Origin of the sequence: Hufsiella ginkgonis (assembly GCF_009834915.1) — a bacterium.
Classification (GTDB): domain Bacteria; phylum Bacteroidota; class Bacteroidia; order Sphingobacteriales; family Sphingobacteriaceae; genus Hufsiella; species Hufsiella ginkgonis.
Map to the genome: position 1 here is coordinate 794,543 of NZ_WVHS01000001.1, position 22,443 is coordinate 816,985.

Below are 22,443 nucleotides of genomic sequence, written 5' to 3' on the forward strand. Positions count from 1 at the left end.
TTGATAAAAGAAACAAAAGCTTCTTTCATCCTGAAGTATCAAAATTAACCAGATCAAGTCTATAACGCAGATCCCATATTAAGCTAATATACGTTTAAAATAAAAAAAAAAGACAAGTTAAACTGAAGACAAGGCAAGCAAAAGGATTCTTCCTATCACTTTCCGGTTGTATAGGAAGAAGTGAACAATACTGTGGTTAAAATATATTAGCGAGACAATTTTGATCAGCTCTTGAACTACTGCTGACGTATAATTGGCACGATCTTGTCAGTACACTGTGATCTCTCATAACTGTAAGCTTACACGATGCTTATACTTAAGGGAAAGGTAATACAGGTTAAAAGCCCCTAGCAAACCGCTACATCAAATCAGTAAACAGAATAAATAGCTAGCCAATCCCTTCCAGATTCGCTTCCGGATGCCCTTGCATACTCTGTAACACCAATTCCCCTATAAATTCAGCAAACGGCCCAATGTTATTCTCCACACTAGCCTTTTCCAAGGTTGTCATATACCGCTCCCGCTTACCTACCGGGATCACCGTCCAAGGATACCCTCCCGAGGCAAGCATGGCATTCATTATAAACCTCCCCATTCTCCCATTCCCATCCATATAAGGATGAATAAATACAAAGATAAAATGTCCCAGTACGGCCCGCACAGATGCTTCAGGTTCTTCTTCGAGGAGTTCAAACAACACCGGCATGGCATCCCTCATCGCATCAACAGGTAATGGGGTGTGTTTAGATCCTCCTATATACACCTGGCTGCTACGATAGCCAGCCAAATCCGATAGCTTTAGTATTCCTGCAGCTACACTGGGATCGAATAGTTCCGTAAACCATTTCGCACGATCCTTATCGACAACGGATCCGGAATTAGCTCCATCGAGAATTTTGCCGATAGACCCCTTTACCTTCTGAAACGCCAGCCAATAGCCACGAGCCGCCATTGCATCACGTTGCTTTTTATCAGCTTCATTGCCATCCTTGTCCCATTTGCCGCTGCTCACACGTTCAATCAGCTCGGGCGTTACCCGGTACCGCTCGATGGATAAAGAGTGATAGGCATCTGTTACGTAAATATCATCGACCCGCTGGAGGTAGTTAGCAACGTTCTTAGGCAGTCCGGGAGCTTTTGGAAATTTGTCGATCACCACTTCTCTCATTTCCTGCCAAAGGAACTTGATCCTGTTTACCGCTGGCGAACGCTCACGCGAAGAAAGATTCACTTGAAGCTGGTATTCAAACGGATCGGATTCACGTATCGCATAATCAGCGCCTTTCATGGTGTCGATGATGCCATCGGCGATCTTTTCCCTGGCGATATTACGAAAAGCACCGGCTAGCCTGCCGGCAATGGTAGTATGGCCGTTTTCCAGTAATACAGGAAGCAGCTCGGAAGAATCCCGGATCATGGAAAGCGTTGTCCGGCTATCGACAGGATTCCTGGTGAAAATGCTGGCTGATGAATAGATCAGCGAAGCTTGTAATGTATACATCCTGATGCCATTCTGCATAGTTCGCAAATCTGGATCAGGCAAATCGCTTTTCAAGTTGAATAGCGAGGTGTTATGCGGAAACGGAGTTACCGTGTTGCTCGCATCCGGTGACCGCACAATTAATTGGGTGGGGACTGTCCAGTTCCCGGCTTGAATAAGCAAGGATTGCTCGGGAGAAATTATCCAATTGTCCCCATATTTTTGTTCAAGAAACCGCGAACAAAAATCCCAATACGAACCAAACCAAGCAGTGCTGTCTCCTTTTTTTTCACCAGGATCAGCGGGGATATACCAGCCCTTTAAGACTTCGATCAGGAATCCATGCTTGGCCAACAACGAGCGCTGCGATTTATTTGGCAAATCGGAAGCGCCAACAGCTATAACGCCTCTATCCTGCACTTCCTTTAGTGCTTTAAGCGCTTCAACGAAACGTTCTCTAGGTGTTGCCATTGCTTATGCTGTTATCACAATACAAATGTACTAAAATGTACTGTTACAATTATTATCGTTTGTACGATTACAATTATTATCGTCTGTTCTACTACAATTATTATCGTTTGTGCTACTACAATTACTATCGTCTGCCTTCTTTACAACTACCAGGAATAAAATGGCTCTACATCTCCTTGATCAGTTCTACAGTGATAAGCTTCTTCTGCAAGCTCAGTTCCTGGTAGCAACTCACAACTGACGCACGGTGCCTTTCGAGGTAGTTATTCAGGGCGACGATCTCTTTTCGGCTCCCTTTTGCAACCCCTTTTACCGCGTTCCAGTCGCTTTCCTGAATCGATTGCTTTAAGGACACTTCTATCCGCCTGCCATTAACCGTGATCCGTGCGCATAGCGGACATTTTCCGTTTTGATTGGCTTTGCCTTCTTAAGGTAAAAGCTCACTCCGAAGGTGTTTTCTGTGTTCATATGTATTCAATTTTTCAAAGCATTGCTTTGGCCGTTTTTGAATGATTTAGCTTCCGATAGGTCCCGGGAGATATCACGAATGCGACATAAATTGCTTCAAAATGAGCCAAAATAAATCACACATACTACTGACATACAGTAACTTACAGTGCTTCGAGGGACCCAAATGTAAAAACTCGAAATGGGTCGTAATACGTATTGCAAGATCCGTGTCGATAGTTCATAGCCCGTTGCCCCCTGCACGTACAACGTCTAACCTAAAACCCCTATCTTCGCCCTCATGTCGTATCGGCAGAACAAGGCATACTGGCCGCGCATCCCCCGAATAGGTCCCATACAGGTTGTTTTTACATGAATACTTTAGGCTGATTTAAAATAAAAAAGCCTTCAAATCATCGATTTAAAGGCTTTTTGGGCTCTGATGAACCCTTAAAAGTCGGGATGGCAGGATGATCTAGCCATTTTATAAATGAATGATTGTAAGCAGGTTACATCAATCTCCAGGATAGCTGGTAACCGAAAAGGGCACATGTATTTTGGGCCGTTTTGTGGGAGGGTTGTAGGGCTAACCGGATGGAGGGTTCGTAAGTCAATGAGCCTTGGGAGTAAAGATAGGGAGAAATTTGGGAAATGGAAAAGAGCCAATTTTATAGATTTAGTTTACCAAAATGGGTTTCTGCGGCGATGATCGCCGCAGTGAGGCGTTTTGGTAAACTAAAGTCCTTGGTGAAATCACATAGCCAAATCAGGGAGAAATCAATATTTTTACTTCATGTTTCCAAATAAGGAAGATTTCAGAGAAGAAGGCTATATCGCCGAAGAACTGTTTAGTGATAATCAAGATCGTTCACAACGGTTATGTAGAAGCATTCAACAGGGTGTTGAGTTGGGTGTATTTACGCTGGAAGACGGTTTAAACGCGTACAAGGTTAGCAAAGAACGTTACATTAGTTTCGTAGCTAAAACAAGAGTCTGATCCCATTCAAAGTCGGTCATTAGGTTCTTCCCCCGCACACCCCTCCATTGCCATTTTCTAGCTGCCAGCCCTGAAGCCGCCGGGCTACAAGGCAAGGCTTTTTGTAATTTTTTACTACCCGGAGCGCAGCGGAGGGTGGAGAAAAAATTACAAAAACCCGAAGGGCCCCGGCCTTGACTGTACAGCCCGGCGATCAGAAATTTGCTGCGGCAAAATGGCGATGGAGGAATAAGGTCGACTCATTTTAGATCCATCGATAAGATGTCGTAAACATTCGAATCCCTTCGGGCGTTTGCGATGTTATCGAAACATATTCCTATTTTTGTTTAAGGAGAAGATATCATGAGCAACATCACCTTACAAACCAAATTCGAGTCGCTTCCACCGGCATTAAAAGCTGAAGTGTCGGATTTTATCGATTTCCCTGGTAGCTAAATCCGCCAAAAAGAAGGAAAGTATTGTTCCGCAGTTTGGCAGCGCTAAGGGGAAGATCAAAATGTCCGCTGATTTTGATGCTCCGCTGGAAGACTTTAAAGACTATATGTAGTGGATTACTTGCTGGATAAACACGCTTTCCTGTGGTTTATCAATGGAGATCAAAATCTTTCAGATAAAGCCAGGAAGCTAATCGAAGATCCTACCGCAGCTAAATTTGTAAGTATTGTGTCGTTTTGGGAGATCGCCATCAAGATAAATATTGGCAAGCTTAATATTGCTCTCCCCTTTTCGGAATTGAAACGCCAACTTGAGCGCAACGGCTTTGAATTGCTGCCCCTCGCTATCGAACATACCTCGCGAGTGCTCTCTTTGGAGCTGCATCACCGTGATCCGTTCGACCGAATGATCCCTTCGCAAGCAATAACCGAGGGCCTTGCTATAATTAGCCGGGATGAGCATTTTACCAACTACCCGGTAAAGACGTTCTGGTGAAGTTAATTTAATAACCATTCCGGATCGACCCGTGCATTTATAAGAGGTTTTCTTACCACCTACACAACGTTTCCTTACATCGTCGGATCGATATCGCCTACTTTGAAGCCCATCTTGAGGCCAACGTCCCCGATTTGCTTTAGGAACAATCCCAAGTCTTTTACCAGGCTTTGCGGAAAGCAGATGGCCGCATTGATCCGTTTAATTTTCTCGGTTCTGAAGAGCCGTTCGATAAACTTGGCATCGTGCAAGCGCTCATTGGTCACCACAGGTTTCAAATCGGCGAAAAAGTCGTGATCTAAGCTTTCGCTGATCCGCCATAGCTCCTCTACGGACATGCTTTTCTTTTTATAGGTATAGCTGGGGCTTCTGCCGTTGATGCCTAGAGCTACTTTTATTTCAGCGGTGGTCAGTCTCTTTTCCTTCACCACTGCTTCTATCAGTTTGCCAACGTGTGCTGTCATAACCCTATTTTTAAGTTCTTTCATTAATTGTCTCCTTCCAGCCGTTTGCTTTGCAATAGCCTGGGGAGGATTTGCTGATCGAGGTTCGTTCTGAATTTGGCACCGATCAATAATGCTGTCTTGTTCGTGAGTATCACCGCGCCGCCTTCTACAGACCGGATCATATTAAAGTTTATGATGTACGATTTATGAATCCGGATGAAGCAGGCCGGATCGAGCACCGCTTCAATTTCTTTCATGGTGAGATAGGTGAGGTATTCGTCACGCTCCAGGTGAATGAGCAAGTAGTTTTGTGCGGCTTCGATATAAACGATCTCCTCTATTGGAATGCGGACAACCTTTCCCTTCATGCTGCTCTTCACGAAGAAGCAAGATTCAGGGTCAAGAGGGTTTGTTTGGGCCTGCATAATTATGAACTATCTCACCCAATCCCTATCGAACCTCGTTCAAGGCTTTGCTAAGCCGGTAGGAATCGTTCAGGAAATCGCCGATCTGCTCGTAAAAAAAGAGCATGTTATGGATGTCTTCTTTGGTTACGTGATCCGCTGAGTTGTATACCCAGCCGCTGTATAGTTGCCATAGTAGTTTTCGGAGCTCTTTGGGTGGATAGTTGACGAAAAAGTACTCGACGTCTGCCTGGACGGATTTGAATTGTTCCTGTGTGAGAACGGCTTCGTGAGCCATGGTGTTTGTTGTAGCGCTCATCAGTTTGGGTTTTAAGGGGTAAACTTGGGTTGATTATGCTTAGGCCACAACAAATAAGGTGTGGAACCAAGCTTACCGTCTTAGAGGTACTGGCATACCCGGGAACGAATAAGCGAGGCCCACACCTATACCGGTGTGAGCATCTTCACTTATTGTCTCGTTCCCAAATTGAAAAGGCCAGTTTTCTAAGACGAGATTCTTAAGTGCGAATGCTTCCAAATACTAGAAGGAATACCGCAAAAGTAATTTTTTAATGCTTCATTTTGTCTTTCTGATTTATAATCAAATATAGTAATGAGCACCCACTGTTGCAAGTTCTTGTAACAAAGAATTGAAAAAAAATAGCTGTTTTTATGTGGCAATGAATGAACAGCGAGACAAAAAGCGATTAGAAGACTTTGGCAAGCATCTAAAGGACTTAAGAGACAAGTTAGGTTTGAGCCAGGATACTGTAGTTGCGAGGTGTGATGTAACAAAGGGAAACCTCAGCAATATCGAGAACGGAAAGAAGGACTTTAATTTTACTACTCTGCTTGAGATTGCTAAAGGATTGGGAGTGAAACCAAAGGAATTGCTAGATTTCTAAATCTACAATACAACTATCATTTTTATTACCTTAGCCTAAACATTGCCTTTCATCCTTTCGGCTGAAAGCCAGATAGCTAATCTTTTTGAAAAAATTAACAGCGGTACAGTTTGAAGATTACATTCAAAAAGGCGGGTCGACCAAGCCTTGGATCGTACTTGCTGTTGAAGAGGGGAATAAATTACCGATTGCAGAAGCTTACGTAGTTAAGCTGTTTAAAAAAGATCATGCACTAAATGACTGCGCCCTTGCTTCAGAATTTATAGTTGCAGAACTCGCCAGGGAACTGGATTTAGTTGTCCCGGACAGTGCGATTATGACATTTTCAAATGACTTTGTCGAAACCCTTACTGACGAGCAAATTAAGTTTTTGGAGGGCAAACAGTATGCACCAACATTTTCATCGAGGCTATTAAACAGCTCGACACTAGTTATGGCCGAAGTTGGCAATCTGTCATCCCCTGCAGCCGAACTCGCCAAATTGTTCGCCTTCGATTGCATGGTGATTAACACAGACCGCGGAGGATTTCGGGATAAGCCGAATCTACTGGTGGATGATGACGGATTTACGCTAATTGACCACGAGTTGTGCTTATTCTTCCTGGCATCGTCCAGTTCAACCGGCATTAATAAGCTGATGAAAAGTATTAAGGCCGGGAATATTGATATGATACAATATGGCAGGCATATCTTTTACCAAAAGCTTAAAAGCTACAAGGGCAAAAAAGTACACTTATTCAATGAATTTGAAGAGAATTTGAGCAAACTTAATGTTGCCGGGATAGTGAAATATGCACAAAACTTGGAGCAGGAAAATATACCAGCAGGCTCCATTGATTCGTTAAATGAGTATCTTAGCCTGCTAAAACAAAACGCATCTCAGTACTGTAACATTTTATTGGGTTTAATCCGATGAAGAAAGGAACTTATACATACGGCCTCTTACAATATCGTCACTCCCAGGTTTTGGGGGAAGTGCTAAATATTGGCCTGTTGGTATATTTTCCCGATTTAAAAGTACTCCGCTTTATCTTTCCGGATAAGATTCTCCGGTTACGTTTCGCCTATCCCAATGTGCCCGAAAAGACAATTAAGGCATATTTTAAGTATTTTGAAACAAGGGTTAGCAAACTAAATGCTCAACCCGAAGTATTTGCCGATGACGCTTTATCCGAATCATTGGAACGGTTTATAGATAAGGAATTTCTTCCCTCTGACTCATCAGCACTACAGTTTGGCAACTATCGGAAGGGGTTGCTTTATACACCCGATATCGAAGTTATTTGCGACCAGCTATATAATTTGTACTTCTCCGTTTTCCAACTGCACGAAACTACGGCTCGCCGAATTGACGAAAGTGTATTGCTGGGAAACTATAAAAAGTTGCTAAAGCAATTTAGTAATGATGAGTTAGGTGTGCTTGGTAATAAAAACAGCTTTCACCTCGATTACGAAATCGCACCGCCCGAAAAAAGCAAGTTAAGGTTTGACATTGCCTGGAACAGTTCATCAAACCTTCACCTAGTAAAACCGATAAGCTTCGATTTGCAAAAATCGGAGTCGATTGATCGTAAGGCTTACCAGTACTATGGGCGCTTTATTGATTTACAGGATTACGCCGGAAAGTCGGATTATATTTTTGATGTAATTCTGGCTAAACCTAAACATAAGCCTTTGTTTAAAGCATATGATAACGCGATCAGGTTATTGCAACAGCCTAAGTTTGTTCAATTGATCGAGCCAGATAAGTTGGAGGATTATACGCACCAAACGGTTGAAGCCTTGCTGAGTACATAATTAGTAGCTTAGTTACCATTACTAATGCTTTTCAGATTAAAGCAAAGCATTTGCTCATTTCTAACTTGATCGCTACAGCTTAAGTTAACACATCTATGGTCCTGTATTCATTGTCCGCCAAACAAGGTCAATTATAGCTACTATTTGGTTGCATTGAAAAGATAACTGTGATCAGCAGTTAAAAATTCATAGTGCGCTTTACTGGAAACCGTAATATTGAATAGAATACCTAACTTAGCTTTAATACAATTATTGAATCTAATTAATGAGGCTTAAAACTATACATCCGTTCGCCGCGAGAATGGCCCCCGAAATTGCTTTCGCCGCTCTTGACGGATTGAATTCAAAAGCTACAATATTGGACCCTATGATGGGGTCCGGTACAGTTTTGAGAACCATATCGGAACTCGGATTCAAAGGATTGGGATTCGACATTGATCCGCTTTCAGTACTCATGTCCAAAGCCTGGACATCGAAGATTAACTCTGCCCAGTTTACAAAAAACACGGTTTCACTGGCTAAAAAAGCGCTTTATTTAAATACTGATAGCATCGAATTGCCTTGGATAGACAATGATAATGAAACAACGAAATTCATTAAATTTTGGTTTGGTGATAATCAAGTGAAGGATCTGAGAAAGCTTAGCTTGCTTATTAACTCGGAAAACGGCCAGTATTCTCATCTTTTTAAAATTGCACTCAGCCGGCTGATAATAACAAAGAGTAAAGGGGCATCTCTCGCAGCCGATATATCACATAGCCGACCACATAAGGTTAGGGAAATTAATGATTTCGACGTTTTGGACGAATTCGTTCGATCCTGCGGGAAGCTTACACAATCGATAATGCCTGAAAAGTTGCTTGGAAAAGTAAAAGTCGTTCAGGGCGATGCAAGGTCCTTAAACAGCGTGAGAGACAAATCAATAGATTCAATAATTACCTCCCCACCCTACCTCAACGCTCTTGACTATATGAGAGGTCATAAGTTATCATTGGTTTGGCTAGGGTTTAAAGTATCAGATCTGTCGGCGATTAGGAGTAACAGCGTTGGGGCTGAAAAGGCACCAGAGGCATCTGCGAACCTGAAGCGAGCCAAACTACTCACCAGAAATATGCCTGAGCTTAAGAACTTGCCTGCTCGGCGTATCAACATGGTTTACCGGTACGCGCTTGATTTGGACAAAATTCTACGAGAGTCTGCACGAGTTCTTAAAAAAAACAGGAACGCAACTTTCGTTATCGGCAATTCGAGCTTACAAGGTGTTTATGTACAAAACACGTTAATAGCCGAACACGCAGCCGAATTGAACGGCTTCCGCCTTGTGGAAAGGAAAGAACGCGAGATTCCGCCTAATAAGCGCTACTTACCGCCTCCCGTTGATGCGATCGGTTCCAATTTTAATGGCAGGATGAGAACCGAGACGGTGATAACCTTCAGGAGGTAATCGATGAAAGCCACTCAGACGGAAATAGAATATCACTTACTAATCCAAAGTCAGGATAGTTTAGCTCTGTCGAAGCTATATGACAAGTATGGCGAATTGATAATGGGTAAACTTAGCCGGCACTATCCTAAAATAGCCATGAAGGATGAATCAGTCATATTAGATGCTGTGAACCAAGCTTTCTTCGGCTATTACAAGAATCCTACAACCTTCAATCCTCAGTTGAGCAGTCTTCATCGTTTCCTAGAAATTGCGGCTGAAAGAGACCTTAAGAATATCATACAAAAAGAGGCGAAGCACAATAACAAACAAAATCTACCTGAAGATGTCGAACTCGAGAACAACTTCTGGAATAGAATACAAAAGCAGGAAGAAGATGGAGAGTCTAAGCTAATTTTTAAAGAAACCGCACACCTTTTAGAGGTTATTTTGGCTGAGCATTTCGACGAAAGCGCAGATAGAGATATAGCGAAAATGATTCTAGCAGGAGAAAGAGAGACAAAGCCCTACGCCCAGGTTCTTAAACTATCAGACGAACCAACGGATATACAGAAAGCCGAAGTAAAACGAGCAAAGGACAGGATAAAGAAAGTACTTGAAAGAAATAACATTACCGCAAAAATTAAGGAGATAATCAGATGATCGACAAGCTAATGTTATTGAAGAGCGCATATGAAAAGGCGGCACAAGAAAGCAAATTTCTGGCCCATACATTAGAGTCTTATATTCAAATAGAAGGAATAACACAAGCCGAAGCCATTGATGCAATAGGATCGACACAGGAGATATATTACAAACTCGGCCTATGTCTCTTACCCATCCCATCGGCTCAGAACTATTTGGAAGAGCTTAATAAAATATGTTCTTATCTAAATATAACAGCAATTAACCTAAATAAAATTATAAAGCGGGTTGATTCCATAAACAAATTTCGCGACTCAGGCACCTCAGAAAACGGCTTCTTGGCTGCTGCTCGTGATAGAACTAAAGAGAAATGAGCAATGCGCCTCGTTCGACCACATATCGAGAATATTGCCAAGCAGTTTTGGTCTGTAACGAACCTAGATAAGGAGCCGCCTTATGATCTCAGTGGAGCGATAAGCTTAATGTTTCCTATAGACATCGTTCAACTATCACAGCTTTCAACCGATAAAATAAAGCAATGGCTTAAACAACGTAACGTTCAGATAGACACTGAGGTTAATGACAGACCCGTACATGGTTTTGTGATATTTTATCGAGGAGCAGGATTTATATTTTCCGATGGCGGCGATGATGAGCGAGAGAGGCGCTACACCATCGCCCATGAAATAAGCCACTTTATATTAGACTATAAAATACCAAGAGAAAAAATTATCAATAAGTTAGGGGCTTCGATAAGTGACGTAATCGACGGGATTAGGCCACCCACTGATGAAGAAATAGTGAAAGGAATAGTTCATGGATTGAATGTAAAGCCATTCACTCATTTATTAGAAAAAAAAGGTGACGGCTCATTTTTAAACAGCGACGTGTATAACTCGGAGAACGCCGCTGACGAATTAGCAATCGAGTTGATAGCTCCAGCATCAAGGGTAGTTGCTGACATACTACAAGGTAATAAGCCATCGAGCTTCGGCGCATTCTCCGATCGTTGCCGGCTAGTTCTGGAAAATCGATATAAACTGCCTGGCCTTATAGCGAATGATTATGCTCGTTTGCTGGCTTATAAAGTAACGGGCGGGCCATCAATTATGTCGAGGATGGGATTTTGAAGTCGAACTTTTAAAAGAACCTCGGAATAGCAACTTATATAAGCTCCATGGAAGACAACGAAAATATAGAAGAACGTGATTTTCCGGTTGAAAACCAAACTAATGTGGATGACTTCAAACGGGCCTACGGCGAGGATTTTTCCAATGCTATTGACATAGATACTTGGCGTATCGGAGAAAATCTAGCGCAACTCTATCCTTTGATCGAGAAGGAACTAATTCAGGCAAAACAAGACGAGCAAAAGACCCGAAGCACCTTCCGTAGTACAATTTTTCCAAAAATAAAGGAATTACAGCATGTTCCTGCGGCAGGGCTACATAAAATTCCTAGTGAAGATATTATTGAAAAGGTTCATGCTGGCTTTTTATTCAATGGAGCGGTAACGGCCTGTGGTAGTGTAAGCGCTGTATATGATTCCTTACCTATTTCAATAACTCAGATTGGTGTTTGTTTAGTTTCCTATCAGGGCCAGCATGGCAGCTATTCTCACCGGCTATTCAGAAGAGACCTCAGATTCAAGGGTGATGATCCGATAAAGGAAGCGGTTGATTTACTAGAAAGGAGAAGAAGAAGCGATAACGCAGAGGGAAAGACGCAAATGAGCGATCTCGCAATAAGAGGAATTCGTACTTACGCAGAGAGAGCTATCCTTTTAGAGCGAGCTCACTCAACTTGGCTTTTAGGGGCTGGTTCGCCCACTCCGTTTGAGCTAATGACTGGGTTTTGGGCAAGCCGAACGGAGATGAAAGATCGATCAATTGCGCTAATGAAGAAAATGATCTTGGAGCATAAGAGATTTGTTTATGTCCAAAGTAGTGATAGGAGTCTGGAGCTTAAGACCTTTGGTAATGCATTAAACCCCTACGAGTATGTGGTCATCGATACCCTTGAAGACAGATTGAAGCATATGGTAGAAGTAGGCGGCACACGCAATACTTTTCGTGACTCATATCAAAATTTTGTTCAGGAAGTAGGGCCGAAGATAGCGTTCGGACTGTATCGCGTGTCGAAGCTTTCATCCCCAAGAATCTTCTATTGCCACGTGGACCATATTTATACAGCAGCGCACATTGCCATGGCCGACAGCGCTCTTCAAATGCATTTAGGCTCACCAATGCTGCTTGATCTGGCAGATAGCCTCTGTAAAACAGCATTTGGCAAAAGCGACTTTGTCGCATCAATTGAGCAAGCATATGCGAAGGCAGAGGTGGTAGTTAATATTAACAAATAAGCTTATGGAAGAATTGGAACAAGATCCCTCAGAACAAGATGTTATTATGAACACGCTTAATGCGGAGATTGATAATAATGGGGGCCCCTGGGAAGAAGATGAAAATTGTAAGAACGCTGACGGCATGACTATGTTCGACTTGCCAGGAAGCCAGGATAATTTATTGACAATCCTCTTGCCCAAAAAGAACATTCGAAATATTGGCGCTCACTCACTTCTCGAAATACGTAGCAGAACAACTCAGAATGGCGGAGATGGTAGAATTTATAGAGGAATTGTTGTAGCCGGGCCGTTTCATGAGCCAGATGGAATTCGTGCTGATGCTCACATGATGGTCACCACAACAATTAATGGTGCGATATTTATGCCTAATTTTCATGGGAAGGTTCAAGTCGAATTATTAGGAGAAATGGCAGGCGATGTAATGATGCCGCCACGATTCAGGCCATTGCCTAACAGTCCAGTGTTTGTTTTGAGTAAAGAGGAGACAGCAAAAGCATTAAAGGTTGATGCTGAGCCTGGAATAACGCTAGGTGTAGCGATTGGACATGACGATATTGAAGTTAAAATTCCATCGGATAAAAAAACAGTCATCCCAAGACATATTGGCATCCTTGGTACGACTGGCGGAGGAAAATCCACTACTGTTTCTGGCTTAATGAGTCAATTTCAAAAGAAAGGTATTGCAACGATAGTCATAGATACAGAAGGTGAGTACACTCATATTGATAAACCAGCGTCCGATGAGAAAATGAAAATGCTACTGAAAAGGCGCGGGCTGAAAACCGAAGAAGCGCTAATTACGGTCTATCACCTTATTAATCGAAAAACGAGGGCAGAGAAACCTACTCCTACTAAAGAGTTTACTCTCAGCTTTTCATCGTTATCGCCGTACGCGATAGCTGACTTACTAGGATTAACAGAGGCACAATATATTCGATTCTTCAAAACATATGATGCAGCAAAAAGAGTTTTAAGAGATTTGCAGCTCTTTCCGAAGAAAGGACAAGAGACACAAGCTCTAGAAATCGATGAATTCGATACTGGCTACCCGCAAATTACCATTTCACTATTGACGGATGTTGCCGGCATGATGCTCGATTCGGTGTCTCAAGGAACAACGACCTCGATTGTCCGTAATGATTTTATAAAAGGGAGCAAAGAAAGAATTAGCCCAACAATTGCATCTTTTGTGAAAGGCGTTGATAGCGAAAGTAGCTGGAAAGCATTACTTGCAAAACTATGGCAACTAGATAGAACGAAGATTTTTGATACTCCCGGAGCTAATCCGATATCTTTTTCCGAGCTTATTAAACCGGGAAGTTTGACAATAATTGATTTGAGCGATTCTGATTCTACGCTAATAAATAATATTGTCATTGCCAATCTCCTTCGCGGGTTACAAGTTGTCCAAGAACAGGCCTACAATGAGGCAGTAGCTAAAAACAAGCAACCTACACCGGTATCGATCATTATCGAAGAAGCCCACGAGTTTTTGTCTAAAGAGCGAATTGGCAAAATGTCGAACTTGTTTCAACAAGTCGCTCGGATTGCTCGTCGGGGTCGCAAGCGCTGGTTGGGGCTAGTATTCGTCACTCAGTTGCCGCAACATTTACCAGATGAGGTGTTGGGGCTAATCAATAGTTTTATTCTACACAAAATCAGCGACGCAAATGTTGTTAGCCAACTTAAAAGATCTATTGGAGGGGTAGATCAAGGCCTATGGAATAGGCTTCCTAGCTTAGCACCCGGTCAAGCCATCGTATGTGCACCGAGCTTATCAAGATCTATGCTAGTAGCAATCGACCCCTCTCCATGCAAACTACTTATGGTCGATTAACAAACGTTTTCAAAACATTGTCGAACTTCCTATAAAACCCTGGAATAGTATATCAGTAGCGAATCCTACTACTATTTTCCAGGGAGATACCCACACTCCCGGCTTTGTGGGTAAACTTAATCCAGATAGTTATGCCAATAGGTAGAACAGCTCGGACAGGAGAAAGCTGTCCTGAAAGTGGAGTTTGGAAAGTGCAAGGGACACCAAGCACAACAGCTCCGATTGCTCGCGGTAATCGTATGCCCCCTTATGACGGCAAAGCGGTTACATGGATTTTAATCCAGCTCGCTTAAATAAAGGGAGCGAAAGCTCCCTTTATTTTTAAAATTCGGTCAGGAAATCATATATCCTTCGCTGCAAAAATACTCCACTTAGTCAATCCTGTCAAGATTTGCCACCGGCCGCCCTTCCATATTCTGCAAAACAAGTTCCCCTATAAATTCCGCAAAGGGCGCAATATTATTTTCTACACTAGCCTTCTCCAACGTCGTCATATACCGCTCCCGCTTTCCTACCGGGATCACCGTCCAAAGATACCCTCCCGAAGCGAGCATTGCATTCATGAGAAACCTCCCCATTCTCCCATTCCCATCCATATAAGGATGAATAAATACAAAGATGAAATGTCCCAGCACTGCCCTAACAGATGCTTCGGGCTCTTCGTCGAGCAGTTCAAACAACACCGGCATGGCATCTTTCATCGCATCGACAGGCAATGGTGTATGCTTAGATCCTCCGATATATACCTGGCTGCTGCGATAGCCAGCAAGATCCGATAGCTTCAATCTCCCGGCTGCCACACTGGGATCGAATAGTTCGGTAAACCATTTCGCATGGTCTCTGTTGATAACAGAGCCGGAATTGGCTCCATCGAGAATTTTGCTGATAGACTCTTTTACCCTCTGAAACGCCAGCCAATAGCCACGAGCCGCCATCGCATCACGTTGCTTTTTATCAGCTTCATCGGCGTCCTTGTCCCATTTGCCGCTGCTCACACGTTCTATCAACTCGGGCGTTACCCGGTACCGCTCGATAGATAACGAGTGATAGGCATCTGTTAGGTAAATATCATCAACCAGCTGGAGGTAGTTGGCCACGTTCTTAGGCAGCCCGGGAGCTTTCGGAAATTTGTTGATTACTACTTCCCTCATTTCTTGCCAAAGGAACTTAATCCTGTTTACCGCTGGAGAACGTTCGCGTGAAGAGAGATTCACCTGGAGCCGGTATTCAAACGGATCGGATTCACGTATCGCATAATCAGCGCCTTTCATGGTGTCGATGATGCCATTGGCGATCTTTTCCCTGGCGATATTACGAAAAGCGCCGGCTAGCCTGCCGGCAATGGTGGTATGACCGTTTTCCAGTAATACAGGAAGCAGCTCGGAAGAATCCCGGATCATGGAAAGCGTAGTGCGGCCATCGACAGGCTTCCTGGTGAAAATGCTGGCTGATGAATAGATCAGCGAAGCTTGTAACGTATACATCCTGATGCCATTCTGTATAATTCGCAAATCCGGATCAGGTAACTCGCCTTTCAAGTTGAATAGCGAGGTGTTGTGCTGAAACGGAGTTATCGTGTTGCTCGCATCCGGTGACCGAATAACTAGCTGATTGGGGACTGTCCAGTTTCCTGCATGAATTAGCAAGCTCTGCTCTGGAGAAATGACCCAATTGTCCCCGTATTTATATCCCAGAAATTGGAGCAGAAACCCCAATAAGAACGAAACCAAGCGGTGTTATCTATTTCATCAGGGCTAGAAGGAATGTACCAACCCTTAATTACCTTGGTAAGAAATCCCTTCTTAGCTAGTAGGGCACGTTGCGATTTATTTGGGGCCTCGGAAATGCCTATTGCAACAACGCCTTTATCCATCGCTATTTTCAACGCGCTAAGCGCTTCCGCAAATTTTTCTCGAGGCGTCGCCATGTTATTTCGTCATGAATACGCTTAATCACGCGTACTGTCACAATTATAATCGTTTGTGCTATTACAATTATAATCGATCCAATAATTCTACATCCTCATCCCTGGCCGCTTCTTTTTCCGCTTTCCTTTCTTATAAAACCCGTTCGGCACAAAACCATCATCATGCTGGTTATTTAGCATACTACCTAAAAAGTTGGTGGCTGGATTAGGCTGTAGATAACCTGCCTTCGGCTTTTCAAGGTAGTTTGTATATTTTGGGGCCATGCCAATATTCTGCTTTGCCCGTTGCTTCCTGACGCGATCATGAACGATCTTCTCCGCATACAAATCTATCCGCTCTTTCAAATTCCCTTTCTTCTGCGTATTCGCATACCCAAACGTATCCTTCAATTTCCGATCAAACCTGAACAGCCCATCAAACACCTGCTCCCCTGAATTCTTAAATGTCGACCGGTCGAACTGGCCAACTTTTAGTGAATGTTCCGTATTGCGCCCTCTCGAATTATTCATAGGGCTTAGCTTGATTTTATTGGTGACATCCTTCCGGCTCACAATCACCTGGAGATGCAGATGCTCACCCTCCTTCCGCTCGCCACGCTTCCGGGTGCCGTTTTTCACTTCAGGGTCTTTATGCGTGTAATACCGGTATCGCTCTAGCTTTCCGAACCAAAGCAGATCTTTGCTACTTTCAATACCAGCGCGTTTAAAGTTGCGGGCATATTCATTCATCACGGCCACGGCATATTCCTTAAGTCTGGCTTCCATACCCTCATCGCCGTATAATTCTTTCAGATGTTTGAGTTCCTTTTCGCTCGGACTGATATTCACCAGGAAAAACTTCGACTCGTTCCTTCCCAGCTTGGCGACGTTATTATCCAGCCGGTTTTTTACCTCGTATGACTGGATATCAATTCCGCTATGGTTAAACCACCGTTCCGTCGTTCGCGCCAGATCCAGCCGGTTCTCCTTGTCAAGGTAGTGAACCAGCTCGCCGCTGCTGCCTTTGTTGTTCGCCGTTTCGGTATCAGTTATATTGATGAACATGGCGGATCACAAGTCGTCGATGAGTTTTACGGTTCGCTGATTTAACTCCTGCACGGATTTGGGAGAAAGCACCGCATTGATATTTTCCCTCGCCTTGATGTAATGTTCCAGGAGGACTAGAAACTTTTGTTTCAGCAAATCCTTACCGTCTAGCCTATTCGCGATTTCTTTTAGGACCCGGTTAGTGTCGTCGGAACGCTGAACCTGTACGGCTTGATTTTGCAGTATCGTGTTATTTGCCTGGATCACCTGGGAGTTAAACGCATTTAAAATCCGCTCTAGAGTCTTAAGGCTCAGTTCAACCTCTTGCTTTATAGGGATCAGCATAGTATTTTCCTGCGTCTTGATGAAACCGATATATTTTTCGTGATTGGCTACGAGGGCGTTTTTGAGGACTTCATCGTTAATGTCTTTCGGATCCTTCTTTGTCCGGTAGAAATATTCGACCATTTGCTCGAAGAAAAGCAGCTTCGTTCTGCCATGTTTATTGGCTAACTTCTCCAGTTTCTCGTTCACCCTGGCTGGAAACCGAATTGATTTTTCGTGCGTTGTACTCATAGCTTAGTGTACCTATTGAGTATACCCATCGGTATACTGTTTTCGTCCTAATGATGGTTTAAAAGCGCTAACGTATACCCGGAGTATACGTAAAACGCCGTTTCCCTGCGTAGCAGGCAAGCAAGTCGGGCTCTGCCCGACTTCCGCTTGCTCCTTTTCCTTTAGGGGAAAAGGACTTCGCCGCCATACAACGCGGGTGCTGATACGTAATCCTCCGGGTGTTATTCGGTTTCATTGCCGGTAGTTGCTTTCGAGTAGTTTGCGGATGTCTTCGTGCTTGTAATACATGAGTCCCCCGATCTTGGTATAAGGTAAGGTGCCGTTGATCCGCAGCGTTTGCAAAGTGCCTGGTGAGATGCCCAATAGCTTGCGGACCTCGTAGCTTTTGAGCCACTCCTTAAACTCCGGCTTCTTACCTGGGTGAACGCCTAATCTCCGTAATTCGGTTAGCAACTCGTTCTTGAACTGCTCCATGTCTTCTCTGGTTAAAAATTCGATGGCTGGCATGATGTATTGTTTTATAGGTTATTAAATGTCGGAGGGCTTCCCCTCCATGTTGTTTACTTCGCAAATGAAAAGCATCCACCGAAACGGCATTGACAATCCGGTACCGGATCCTGTAGGATTTATCCTGCTCTTCCCGGGAACGAAGTAACGGTGATCTTTAAAGGTGGATTGACAAGCACTCCCCCGGAGCCGGTATGATTTCTTTGCTTTCCTGTTCAAAGGAATGGGCTGAAAAAAACAATCCTTCCCAAGCAGGGATGACCTTGGGAAGGATTGTTGCTACTATTGAAGCAAAGAAAGAGGGGTATGAAAGGATGGGATTGATAAGCACGTGGGTGCTTGTCAACGGTACCGCCATTGAAGACATTTATTGACGACATTATTTATTAGGTAAGATTATCTTTAACCACGATGAATAAAATCCCCGAGAGCCTAGTAGAAGCAATTACTGAAGCACATCGACCAGCTCCTACACGTAATCTATCTTTTTTGCTTGGTTCGGGATTTTCACGAGGTGATAATATGCCTCTAGTTAGGGATATAAATGAGAGATTGAGCAACCTTAAGGAGACAGATTTTTATTTGTATCAGGAAATGACCGCTGGATTCTATAAGGATGATTACCGCGATCCGAATGCTAAAATGACTTTAAGAGATCGATGCTTTGCCGAAGAATTTGTTCGGTTTTATGTCGCTAATAGCTGTGCTGGCAAAACCGAGAATTTTAACTACGAGACATTCTTCGATTACTTTATCGAGTTCCTTTATGAAAAACAGCATCAGGATGAAGTAAATAGGTTTTGTGAGGAATATAAGGGAAAAAATAAGCTAAGAGGGCATTTTGACAATGCACTCAACCTCTTAACTCGGTTTCTAAATATTTTTAATCAACTAGTAGCCAGCCTTTTAACAAGGGTCAAATATTACGAAAATATAAGCTATACGGGAGGCTACCCGAGTTATGAGCATTTTTCCAGGATAATGTATGATATCCTTAAAGACAACATAGTAAATGTACATAGCTTAAATCACGATATGCTGTTTGATCACATAGGGAACAGCACTTCCGGAATATTCGAGCATTTTTCAGACGGATTTACAGAAATGAACTCTCCTTTCTTTGGCAAGATCCAACAGAACCTTAAAATCGATGGCAAGGATTTTTTCAAATCATATAAGGTAAGGCTAAAGCACTACACGAATACCTATAAAGGAAGATTACGCTTTTTCAAGCTTCACGGGAGTGTGGATATCTTTCCGCTTTACCTAGAAGGCTCAGAAGAGCCAATAACAATAAAAACAGATTACGGAGTGGGAGATATATACAAGGAACAAATTAACTCGAGCACTGGACAATCTGAATATATTTACCCCTTTTCGAATAAGTTCCCGTCATATTTAACAGGGACAACGCAAAAGATCAAGAGGTACAAGGATCCGTTCTTCTCAACCTTATTTGATCACTTCCAAGACAATCTTAATTTATCGGACAAATTAATAGTAATTGGATATGGATTTCAAGATCAAGGAATTAACGATATATTGGACGCATCTTACCTAAAACATGGCAAGCTAATTCTAGTCGTGGACGTGAACAAACCTGATAGTGATTTAATAAGAAAATATCCAGATCAATTTGTATTTGCAGAAACGGGAATTGGCGAGACTCATTACGAAGTGTACCATCATTTCTTAAAAAATTGAGATTTGTGAGGGCCGGCATTATATCAACGCCGGCTCTTCAGTACTACTTCAGCCTCTCCCTCAATTTCGCCATATCATCACTAAGCTTCCTATCCACCACCTTCGCATAAATCTGCGTCGTGGTCAGCTTAGTATGGCCCAGCATCTTACTCACTGACTCAATCGGCACCCCGTTGCTTAGAGTAACCGTGGTAGCAAACGTATGCCTGGCAATGTGAAAAGTGAGCGGTTTGGTGATCTCGCAGAGGTCGGCGATCTCCTTCAGGTAGCTGTTCAGCTTCTGGTTTGAAAACGACGGCAACAGCGCTCCGTTCGCCCCGGACTTTGGGTGATCTTTATATTTCTCGATCACCGCATAAGCCTTTGGCAGAATCGGCATCTTCACAGAATTGCTGTTCTTCTGCCGACTGGTAACCATCCAATACTCCCCATCCATCCCGGTGACAATGTGCGAGGGTTTCAGGTTCACCGTATCAATATAAGCCAACCCGGTATAGCAGCTGAACACGAACAGATCACGCACCAGTTCCAAGCGGCCGATTTTTAGCTCTTTGTTCTCGATGCGCTGCAATTCTTCCTTGGTCAGGAATTGCCGCTCCACCTTCTCGAACTTCAGCTTATACGCAATGAACGGGTTCTTATCGATCCACTCCAGCCGGATCGCAAGATTGATCATCTTCCGAAAGCGCTCAATGTGCTTCATTACACCATTGTTACCGAGAGCGGATTCCCCGCTATTGTCTTTCAGCTTACGCAGGTACAGCTCGAAGTCGGTGATGAACCTGTACGAGAGTTCCGAGAGATACTTGTCGCTGGTCTTATGCTTCTCCTTCAAAAAGTCCTTAATGTACTTTTGGGTGGTGAAGTAGTTTTTCATGGTGCCCGTTTCTAGCAGCTCGGCCTGATCCTGGTTGTGGTGATCCATCAGTTTGCACAGCGTAAATTCCGACTGGTCTGCACCGATGAAGCACTCCTTTAATAATTCGGCGGTAATGAACTTCTTTTGCAGGAGCAGCTCGTGGTAACAATCCACGATCCCGGCCCGGAAGATCTCAAGGAAGCTATTGAGGCGGGTAATGTCCTGCCTGTTACCCTTAGCTTGTCCTTTAGGCGCGTTCCAGTTTTCCTCCTCTACGGAGCGCTTTGTGGCGATGTCGATTCTGGCGCCGTTCACCGTGATCCTCGCGTAAATAGGGGTCTTCCCGTTTTGGTTAACCTTATACTTTTTCAGGTAGAAAATCACCCCGAAGGTGTTGTTTGCTGTTTTCATATCAATCAATTTTAAGTTTACAAAAGCCTCAAATCGATCGGTTTTTAGCAATGGGGCACCGGGAACTCACCCGATTACTCACCTAATTGCGCTTAAAATGCCTTAACATACATCGAGTAAATAACTGATTAATAGAACATTAACCATAATTTTTTACTCGCGTCCGAACTCACAAATTGGGGCACAGAAACATGCGCTGTTACTTGTAAAACGATGTTAAAACGCACTAAAACCAATCAAAATAAATTAAGTAACTCACTGACTAACAGAAACTTAATATGCTTTCTGTGCCCTAAATGTAAATTTTAAAAATGGGGCACCGAATAGGGCACATTTTCCTTGATATCACCTGAATAAATTGACTTATTAAAAAATCAAAAAGCCCTTAAAATCAGTCATTTAAGGGCTTTTTGTGTTCGATTGAACCGGGAAAAGTCGGGATGGCAGGATTCGAACCTACGACCTCAAGCACCCCATGCTTGCGCGATACCGGGCTACGCTACATCCCGAGATGCAGGGTGACAAATATAGTTTCTTCCCGTAAATGGTACAAATTCTTTTTAATAAGGTTGTTGCGTGGAAAGGTGTACGCTTACTCTATCGCCCGTTTAGCGCCTCTTTACTCCAGCCGGAACGGATGGCGAAGCCGCGCCCTACACGTTTACCCTATACCGGCCGGATAACCTTGCATGGATTCCCTGCGGCGATCACATCTGCGGGGATATCTTTGGTTACCACGCTGCCGGCGCCGATAATACTGCGGTCGCCGATGGTCACTCCCGGACAGATCACGGCGCCGCCGCCTACCCAAACATCTTCGCCAATGGTGATCGGCTTTGCGAATTCCAGGCCCGAAGCGCGCTCGATATGGTTAACGGGGTGCGTAGCGGTGTAGATCTGTACGTTTGGGCCAAACATGGTACGGCTGCCGATGGTAACCTTCACCACATCAAGCACCACGCAATTAAAGTTGAAGAACACTTTCTCGCCGATCTCGAGATTGTACCCGTAATCGCAATAAAAAGGCGGCTGCAGCCACAAGCCTTCCCCTGCATTGGGAAATAGGGATTTCACGATCTCCAGTCGTTTCCCCGGTTCATCCTCCCGGGATTCATTCAGCTCTTTTAACCATAACCTTGCTTGCACGCGTTCTTTGGAAAGTTCGGGATCGAGGGCGTTATAAAGTTCGCCTGCGAGCATCTTTTGTTTTTCGGTTTTCATATTTGTACCGGTCATGAGGTTCGCAGAAGTTGTTGAAATGCGCAAAAAGACCCACAACTCATTTG

The 22,443-nt window shown here is 43.6% G+C and carries 23 protein-coding genes and 1 tRNA gene; 12 read left to right on the forward strand and 12 right to left on the reverse strand.

The genetic code is table 11. The features are described from left to right. Positions 1-388: 388 nt before the first annotated feature. The gene (locus GS398_RS03390) at positions 389-1,951 is read right to left on the reverse strand and encodes a Fic family protein (RefSeq protein WP_160905309.1); all 1,563 of its coding nucleotides are present in this window, start codon (positions 1,949-1,951) and stop codon (positions 389-391) included. Positions 1,952-2,117: 166 nt separating this feature from the next. Next, positions 2,118-2,333 (reverse strand): Arm DNA-binding domain-containing protein, encoded by a 216-nt coding sequence (locus GS398_RS03395; RefSeq protein ID WP_160905975.1) that lies wholly within the window; start codon positions 2,331-2,333, stop codon positions 2,118-2,120. Between the two features lie 1,486 nt (positions 2,334-3,819). On the opposite strand from GS398_RS03395, the gene GS398_RS22800 reads away from it, so the two are divergent. Then, complete coding sequence (locus GS398_RS22800) at positions 3,820-3,942, forward strand: DUF2281 domain-containing protein (protein WP_369410234.1); 123 nt, start codon at positions 3,820-3,822, stop codon at positions 3,940-3,942. After that, positions 3,942-4,325: a type II toxin-antitoxin system VapC family toxin gene (locus GS398_RS03405; RefSeq protein ID WP_160905310.1), complete on the forward strand. Its 384-nt coding sequence runs from the start codon at positions 3,942-3,944 to the stop codon at positions 4,323-4,325. The genes GS398_RS22800 and GS398_RS03405 overlap by 1 nt, the downstream gene beginning before the upstream one ends. Before the next feature lie 74 nt (positions 4,326-4,399). Here GS398_RS03405 and GS398_RS03410 read toward each other — a convergent pair whose 3' ends face one another. From GS398_RS03410 to GS398_RS03420, 3 genes are all read right to left on the reverse strand, one after another. Beyond that, the gene (locus tag GS398_RS03410) at positions 4,400-4,789 is read right to left on the reverse strand and encodes a hypothetical protein (RefSeq protein WP_160905311.1); all 390 of its coding nucleotides are present in this window, start codon (positions 4,787-4,789) and stop codon (positions 4,400-4,402) included. A 23-nt stretch (positions 4,790-4,812) separates the two neighbouring features. After that, entirely contained in the window at positions 4,813-5,139 is a 327-nt protein-coding gene (locus GS398_RS03415; RefSeq protein WP_160905312.1) for a LytR/AlgR family response regulator transcription factor, read from the reverse strand. A gap of 82 nt (positions 5,140-5,221) precedes the next feature. After that, on the reverse strand, positions 5,222-5,494 hold the full coding sequence (locus tag GS398_RS03420) for a hypothetical protein (protein ID WP_160905313.1): 273 nt from the start codon (positions 5,492-5,494) through the stop codon (positions 5,222-5,224). Between the two features lie 331 nt (positions 5,495-5,825). Between GS398_RS03420 and GS398_RS03425 the strand changes: the two genes are divergently transcribed. The 9 genes from GS398_RS03425 (at position 5,826) to GS398_RS03465 (ending at position 14,147) form a co-directional block, all read left to right on the forward strand. Beyond that, complete coding sequence (locus GS398_RS03425) at positions 5,826-6,080, forward strand: helix-turn-helix domain-containing protein (protein ID WP_202405943.1); 255 nt, start codon at positions 5,826-5,828, stop codon at positions 6,078-6,080. Between the two features lie 85 nt (positions 6,081-6,165). After that, positions 6,166-6,996 carry a HipA family kinase gene (locus GS398_RS03430; protein ID WP_160905314.1) on the forward strand — a complete coding sequence of 277 codons (831 nt, stop codon included), beginning with the start codon at positions 6,166-6,168 and terminating at the stop codon, positions 6,994-6,996. Further along, positions 6,993-7,877, forward strand: coding sequence for a DUF3037 domain-containing protein (locus tag GS398_RS03435; RefSeq protein ID WP_160905315.1), 885 nt, complete (start codon positions 6,993-6,995; stop codon positions 7,875-7,877). The genes GS398_RS03430 and GS398_RS03435 overlap by 4 nt, the downstream gene beginning before the upstream one ends. 265 nt (positions 7,878-8,142) lie before the next feature. Then, the gene (locus GS398_RS03440) at positions 8,143-9,321 is read left to right on the forward strand and encodes a TRM11 family methyltransferase (protein WP_160905316.1); all 1,179 of its coding nucleotides are present in this window, start codon (positions 8,143-8,145) and stop codon (positions 9,319-9,321) included. Between the two features lie 3 nt (positions 9,322-9,324). Further along, the gene (locus GS398_RS03445) at positions 9,325-9,963 is read left to right on the forward strand and encodes a hypothetical protein (RefSeq protein WP_160905317.1); all 639 of its coding nucleotides are present in this window, start codon (positions 9,325-9,327) and stop codon (positions 9,961-9,963) included. Continuing rightward, positions 9,960-10,319, forward strand: a complete 360-nt coding sequence (locus GS398_RS03450) for a hypothetical protein (RefSeq protein ID WP_160905318.1) — start codon at positions 9,960-9,962, stop codon at positions 10,317-10,319. The genes GS398_RS03445 and GS398_RS03450 overlap by 4 nt, the downstream gene beginning before the upstream one ends. A 3-nt stretch (positions 10,320-10,322) precedes the next feature. After that, entirely contained in the window at positions 10,323-11,075 is a 753-nt protein-coding gene (locus tag GS398_RS03455) for a M78 family metallopeptidase domain-containing protein (protein ID WP_160905319.1), read from the forward strand. 47 nt (positions 11,076-11,122) lie between these two features. After that, complete coding sequence (locus tag GS398_RS03460) at positions 11,123-12,307, forward strand: hypothetical protein (protein ID WP_160905320.1); 1,185 nt, start codon at positions 11,123-11,125, stop codon at positions 12,305-12,307. Between the two features lie 4 nt (positions 12,308-12,311). Then, complete coding sequence (locus GS398_RS03465) at positions 12,312-14,147, forward strand: ATP-binding protein (protein ID WP_160905321.1); 1,836 nt, start codon at positions 12,312-12,314, stop codon at positions 14,145-14,147. Positions 14,148-14,518: 371 nt separating this feature from the next. Here GS398_RS03465 and GS398_RS03470 read toward each other — a convergent pair whose 3' ends face one another. From GS398_RS03470 to GS398_RS03485, 4 genes are all read right to left on the reverse strand, one after another. Continuing rightward, entirely contained in the window at positions 14,519-15,631 is a 1,113-nt protein-coding gene (locus GS398_RS03470) for a Fic family protein (RefSeq protein ID WP_202405944.1), read from the reverse strand. 530 nt (positions 15,632-16,161) lie between these two features. Further along, entirely contained in the window at positions 16,162-17,118 is a 957-nt protein-coding gene (locus GS398_RS03475) for a DUF5712 family protein (RefSeq protein WP_160905322.1), read from the reverse strand. Between the two features lie 6 nt (positions 17,119-17,124). Then, positions 17,125-17,676 carry a BfmA/BtgA family mobilization protein gene (locus GS398_RS03480; RefSeq protein WP_160905323.1) on the reverse strand — a complete coding sequence of 184 codons (552 nt, stop codon included), beginning with the start codon at positions 17,674-17,676 and terminating at the stop codon, positions 17,125-17,127. A 231-nt stretch (positions 17,677-17,907) separates the two neighbouring features. Continuing rightward, positions 17,908-18,183: a helix-turn-helix domain-containing protein gene (locus tag GS398_RS03485; RefSeq protein WP_160905324.1), complete on the reverse strand. Its 276-nt coding sequence runs from the start codon at positions 18,181-18,183 to the stop codon at positions 17,908-17,910. A gap of 411 nt (positions 18,184-18,594) precedes the next feature. Between GS398_RS03485 and GS398_RS03490 the strand changes: the two genes are divergently transcribed. Then, positions 18,595-19,887 (forward strand): hypothetical protein, encoded by a 1,293-nt coding sequence (locus tag GS398_RS03490; protein WP_160905325.1) that lies wholly within the window; start codon positions 18,595-18,597, stop codon positions 19,885-19,887. Positions 19,888-19,930: 43 nt separating this feature from the next. On the opposite strand, the gene GS398_RS03495 is transcribed toward GS398_RS03490, so the two are convergent. The 3 genes from GS398_RS03495 to GS398_RS03505 all read right to left on the reverse strand — a co-directional run bounded on the left by GS398_RS03495 (position 19,931) and on the right by GS398_RS03505 (position 22,378). After that, entirely contained in the window at positions 19,931-21,157 is a 1,227-nt protein-coding gene (locus GS398_RS03495) for a site-specific integrase (protein WP_160905326.1), read from the reverse strand. Positions 21,158-21,592: 435 nt separating this feature from the next. Then, positions 21,593-21,666, reverse strand: a tRNA-Pro gene (locus GS398_RS03500). 157 nt (positions 21,667-21,823) lie between these two features. Then, positions 21,824-22,378: a sugar O-acetyltransferase gene (locus tag GS398_RS03505; protein WP_160905327.1), complete on the reverse strand. Its 555-nt coding sequence runs from the start codon at positions 22,376-22,378 to the stop codon at positions 21,824-21,826. Between the last annotated feature and the right edge of the window lie 65 nt (positions 22,379-22,443).

Coding starts and splice junctions, on each gene's coding strand:
- GS398_RS03485 (WP_160905324.1), bottom strand. CDS start 18,183: ATGCCAGCCATCGAATTTTTAACCAGAGAAGACATGGAGCAGTTCAAG.
- GS398_RS03390 (WP_160905309.1), bottom strand. CDS start 1,951: ATGGCAACACCTAGAGAACGTTTCGTTGAAGCGCTTAAAGCACTAAAG.
- GS398_RS03420 (WP_160905313.1), bottom strand. CDS start 5,494: ATGAGCGCTACAACAAACACCATGGCTCACGAAGCCGTTCTCACACAG.
- GS398_RS03410 (WP_160905311.1), bottom strand. CDS start 4,789: ATGACAGCACACGTTGGCAAACTGATAGAAGCAGTGGTGAAGGAAAAG.
- GS398_RS03495 (WP_160905326.1), bottom strand. CDS start 21,157: ATGAAAACAGCAAACAACACCTTCGGGGTGATTTTCTACCTGAAAAAG.
- GS398_RS03490 (WP_160905325.1), top strand. CDS start 18,595: ATGAATAAAATCCCCGAGAGCCTAGTAGAAGCAATTACTGAAGCACAT.
- GS398_RS03435 (WP_160905315.1), top strand. CDS start 6,993: ATGAAGAAAGGAACTTATACATACGGCCTCTTACAATATCGTCACTCC.
- GS398_RS03450 (WP_160905318.1), top strand. CDS start 9,960: ATGATCGACAAGCTAATGTTATTGAAGAGCGCATATGAAAAGGCGGCA.
- GS398_RS03480 (WP_160905323.1), bottom strand. CDS start 17,676: ATGAGTACAACGCACGAAAAATCAATTCGGTTTCCAGCCAGGGTGAAC.
- GS398_RS03445 (WP_160905317.1), top strand. CDS start 9,325: ATGAAAGCCACTCAGACGGAAATAGAATATCACTTACTAATCCAAAGT.
- GS398_RS03460 (WP_160905320.1), top strand. CDS start 11,123: ATGGAAGACAACGAAAATATAGAAGAACGTGATTTTCCGGTTGAAAAC.
- GS398_RS03475 (WP_160905322.1), bottom strand. CDS start 17,118: ATGTTCATCAATATAACTGATACCGAAACGGCGAACAACAAAGGCAGC.
- GS398_RS03415 (WP_160905312.1), bottom strand. CDS start 5,139: ATGAAGGGAAAGGTTGTCCGCATTCCAATAGAGGAGATCGTTTATATC.
- GS398_RS03470 (WP_202405944.1), bottom strand. CDS start 15,631: ATGTATACGTTACAAGCTTCGCTGATCTATTCATCAGCCAGCATTTTC.
- GS398_RS03505 (WP_160905327.1), bottom strand. CDS start 22,378: ATGAAAACCGAAAAACAAAAGATGCTCGCAGGCGAACTTTATAACGCC.
- GS398_RS03455 (WP_160905319.1), top strand. CDS start 10,323: ATGCGCCTCGTTCGACCACATATCGAGAATATTGCCAAGCAGTTTTGG.
- GS398_RS03465 (WP_160905321.1), top strand. CDS start 12,312: ATGGAAGAATTGGAACAAGATCCCTCAGAACAAGATGTTATTATGAAC.
- GS398_RS03440 (WP_160905316.1), top strand. CDS start 8,143: ATGAGGCTTAAAACTATACATCCGTTCGCCGCGAGAATGGCCCCCGAA.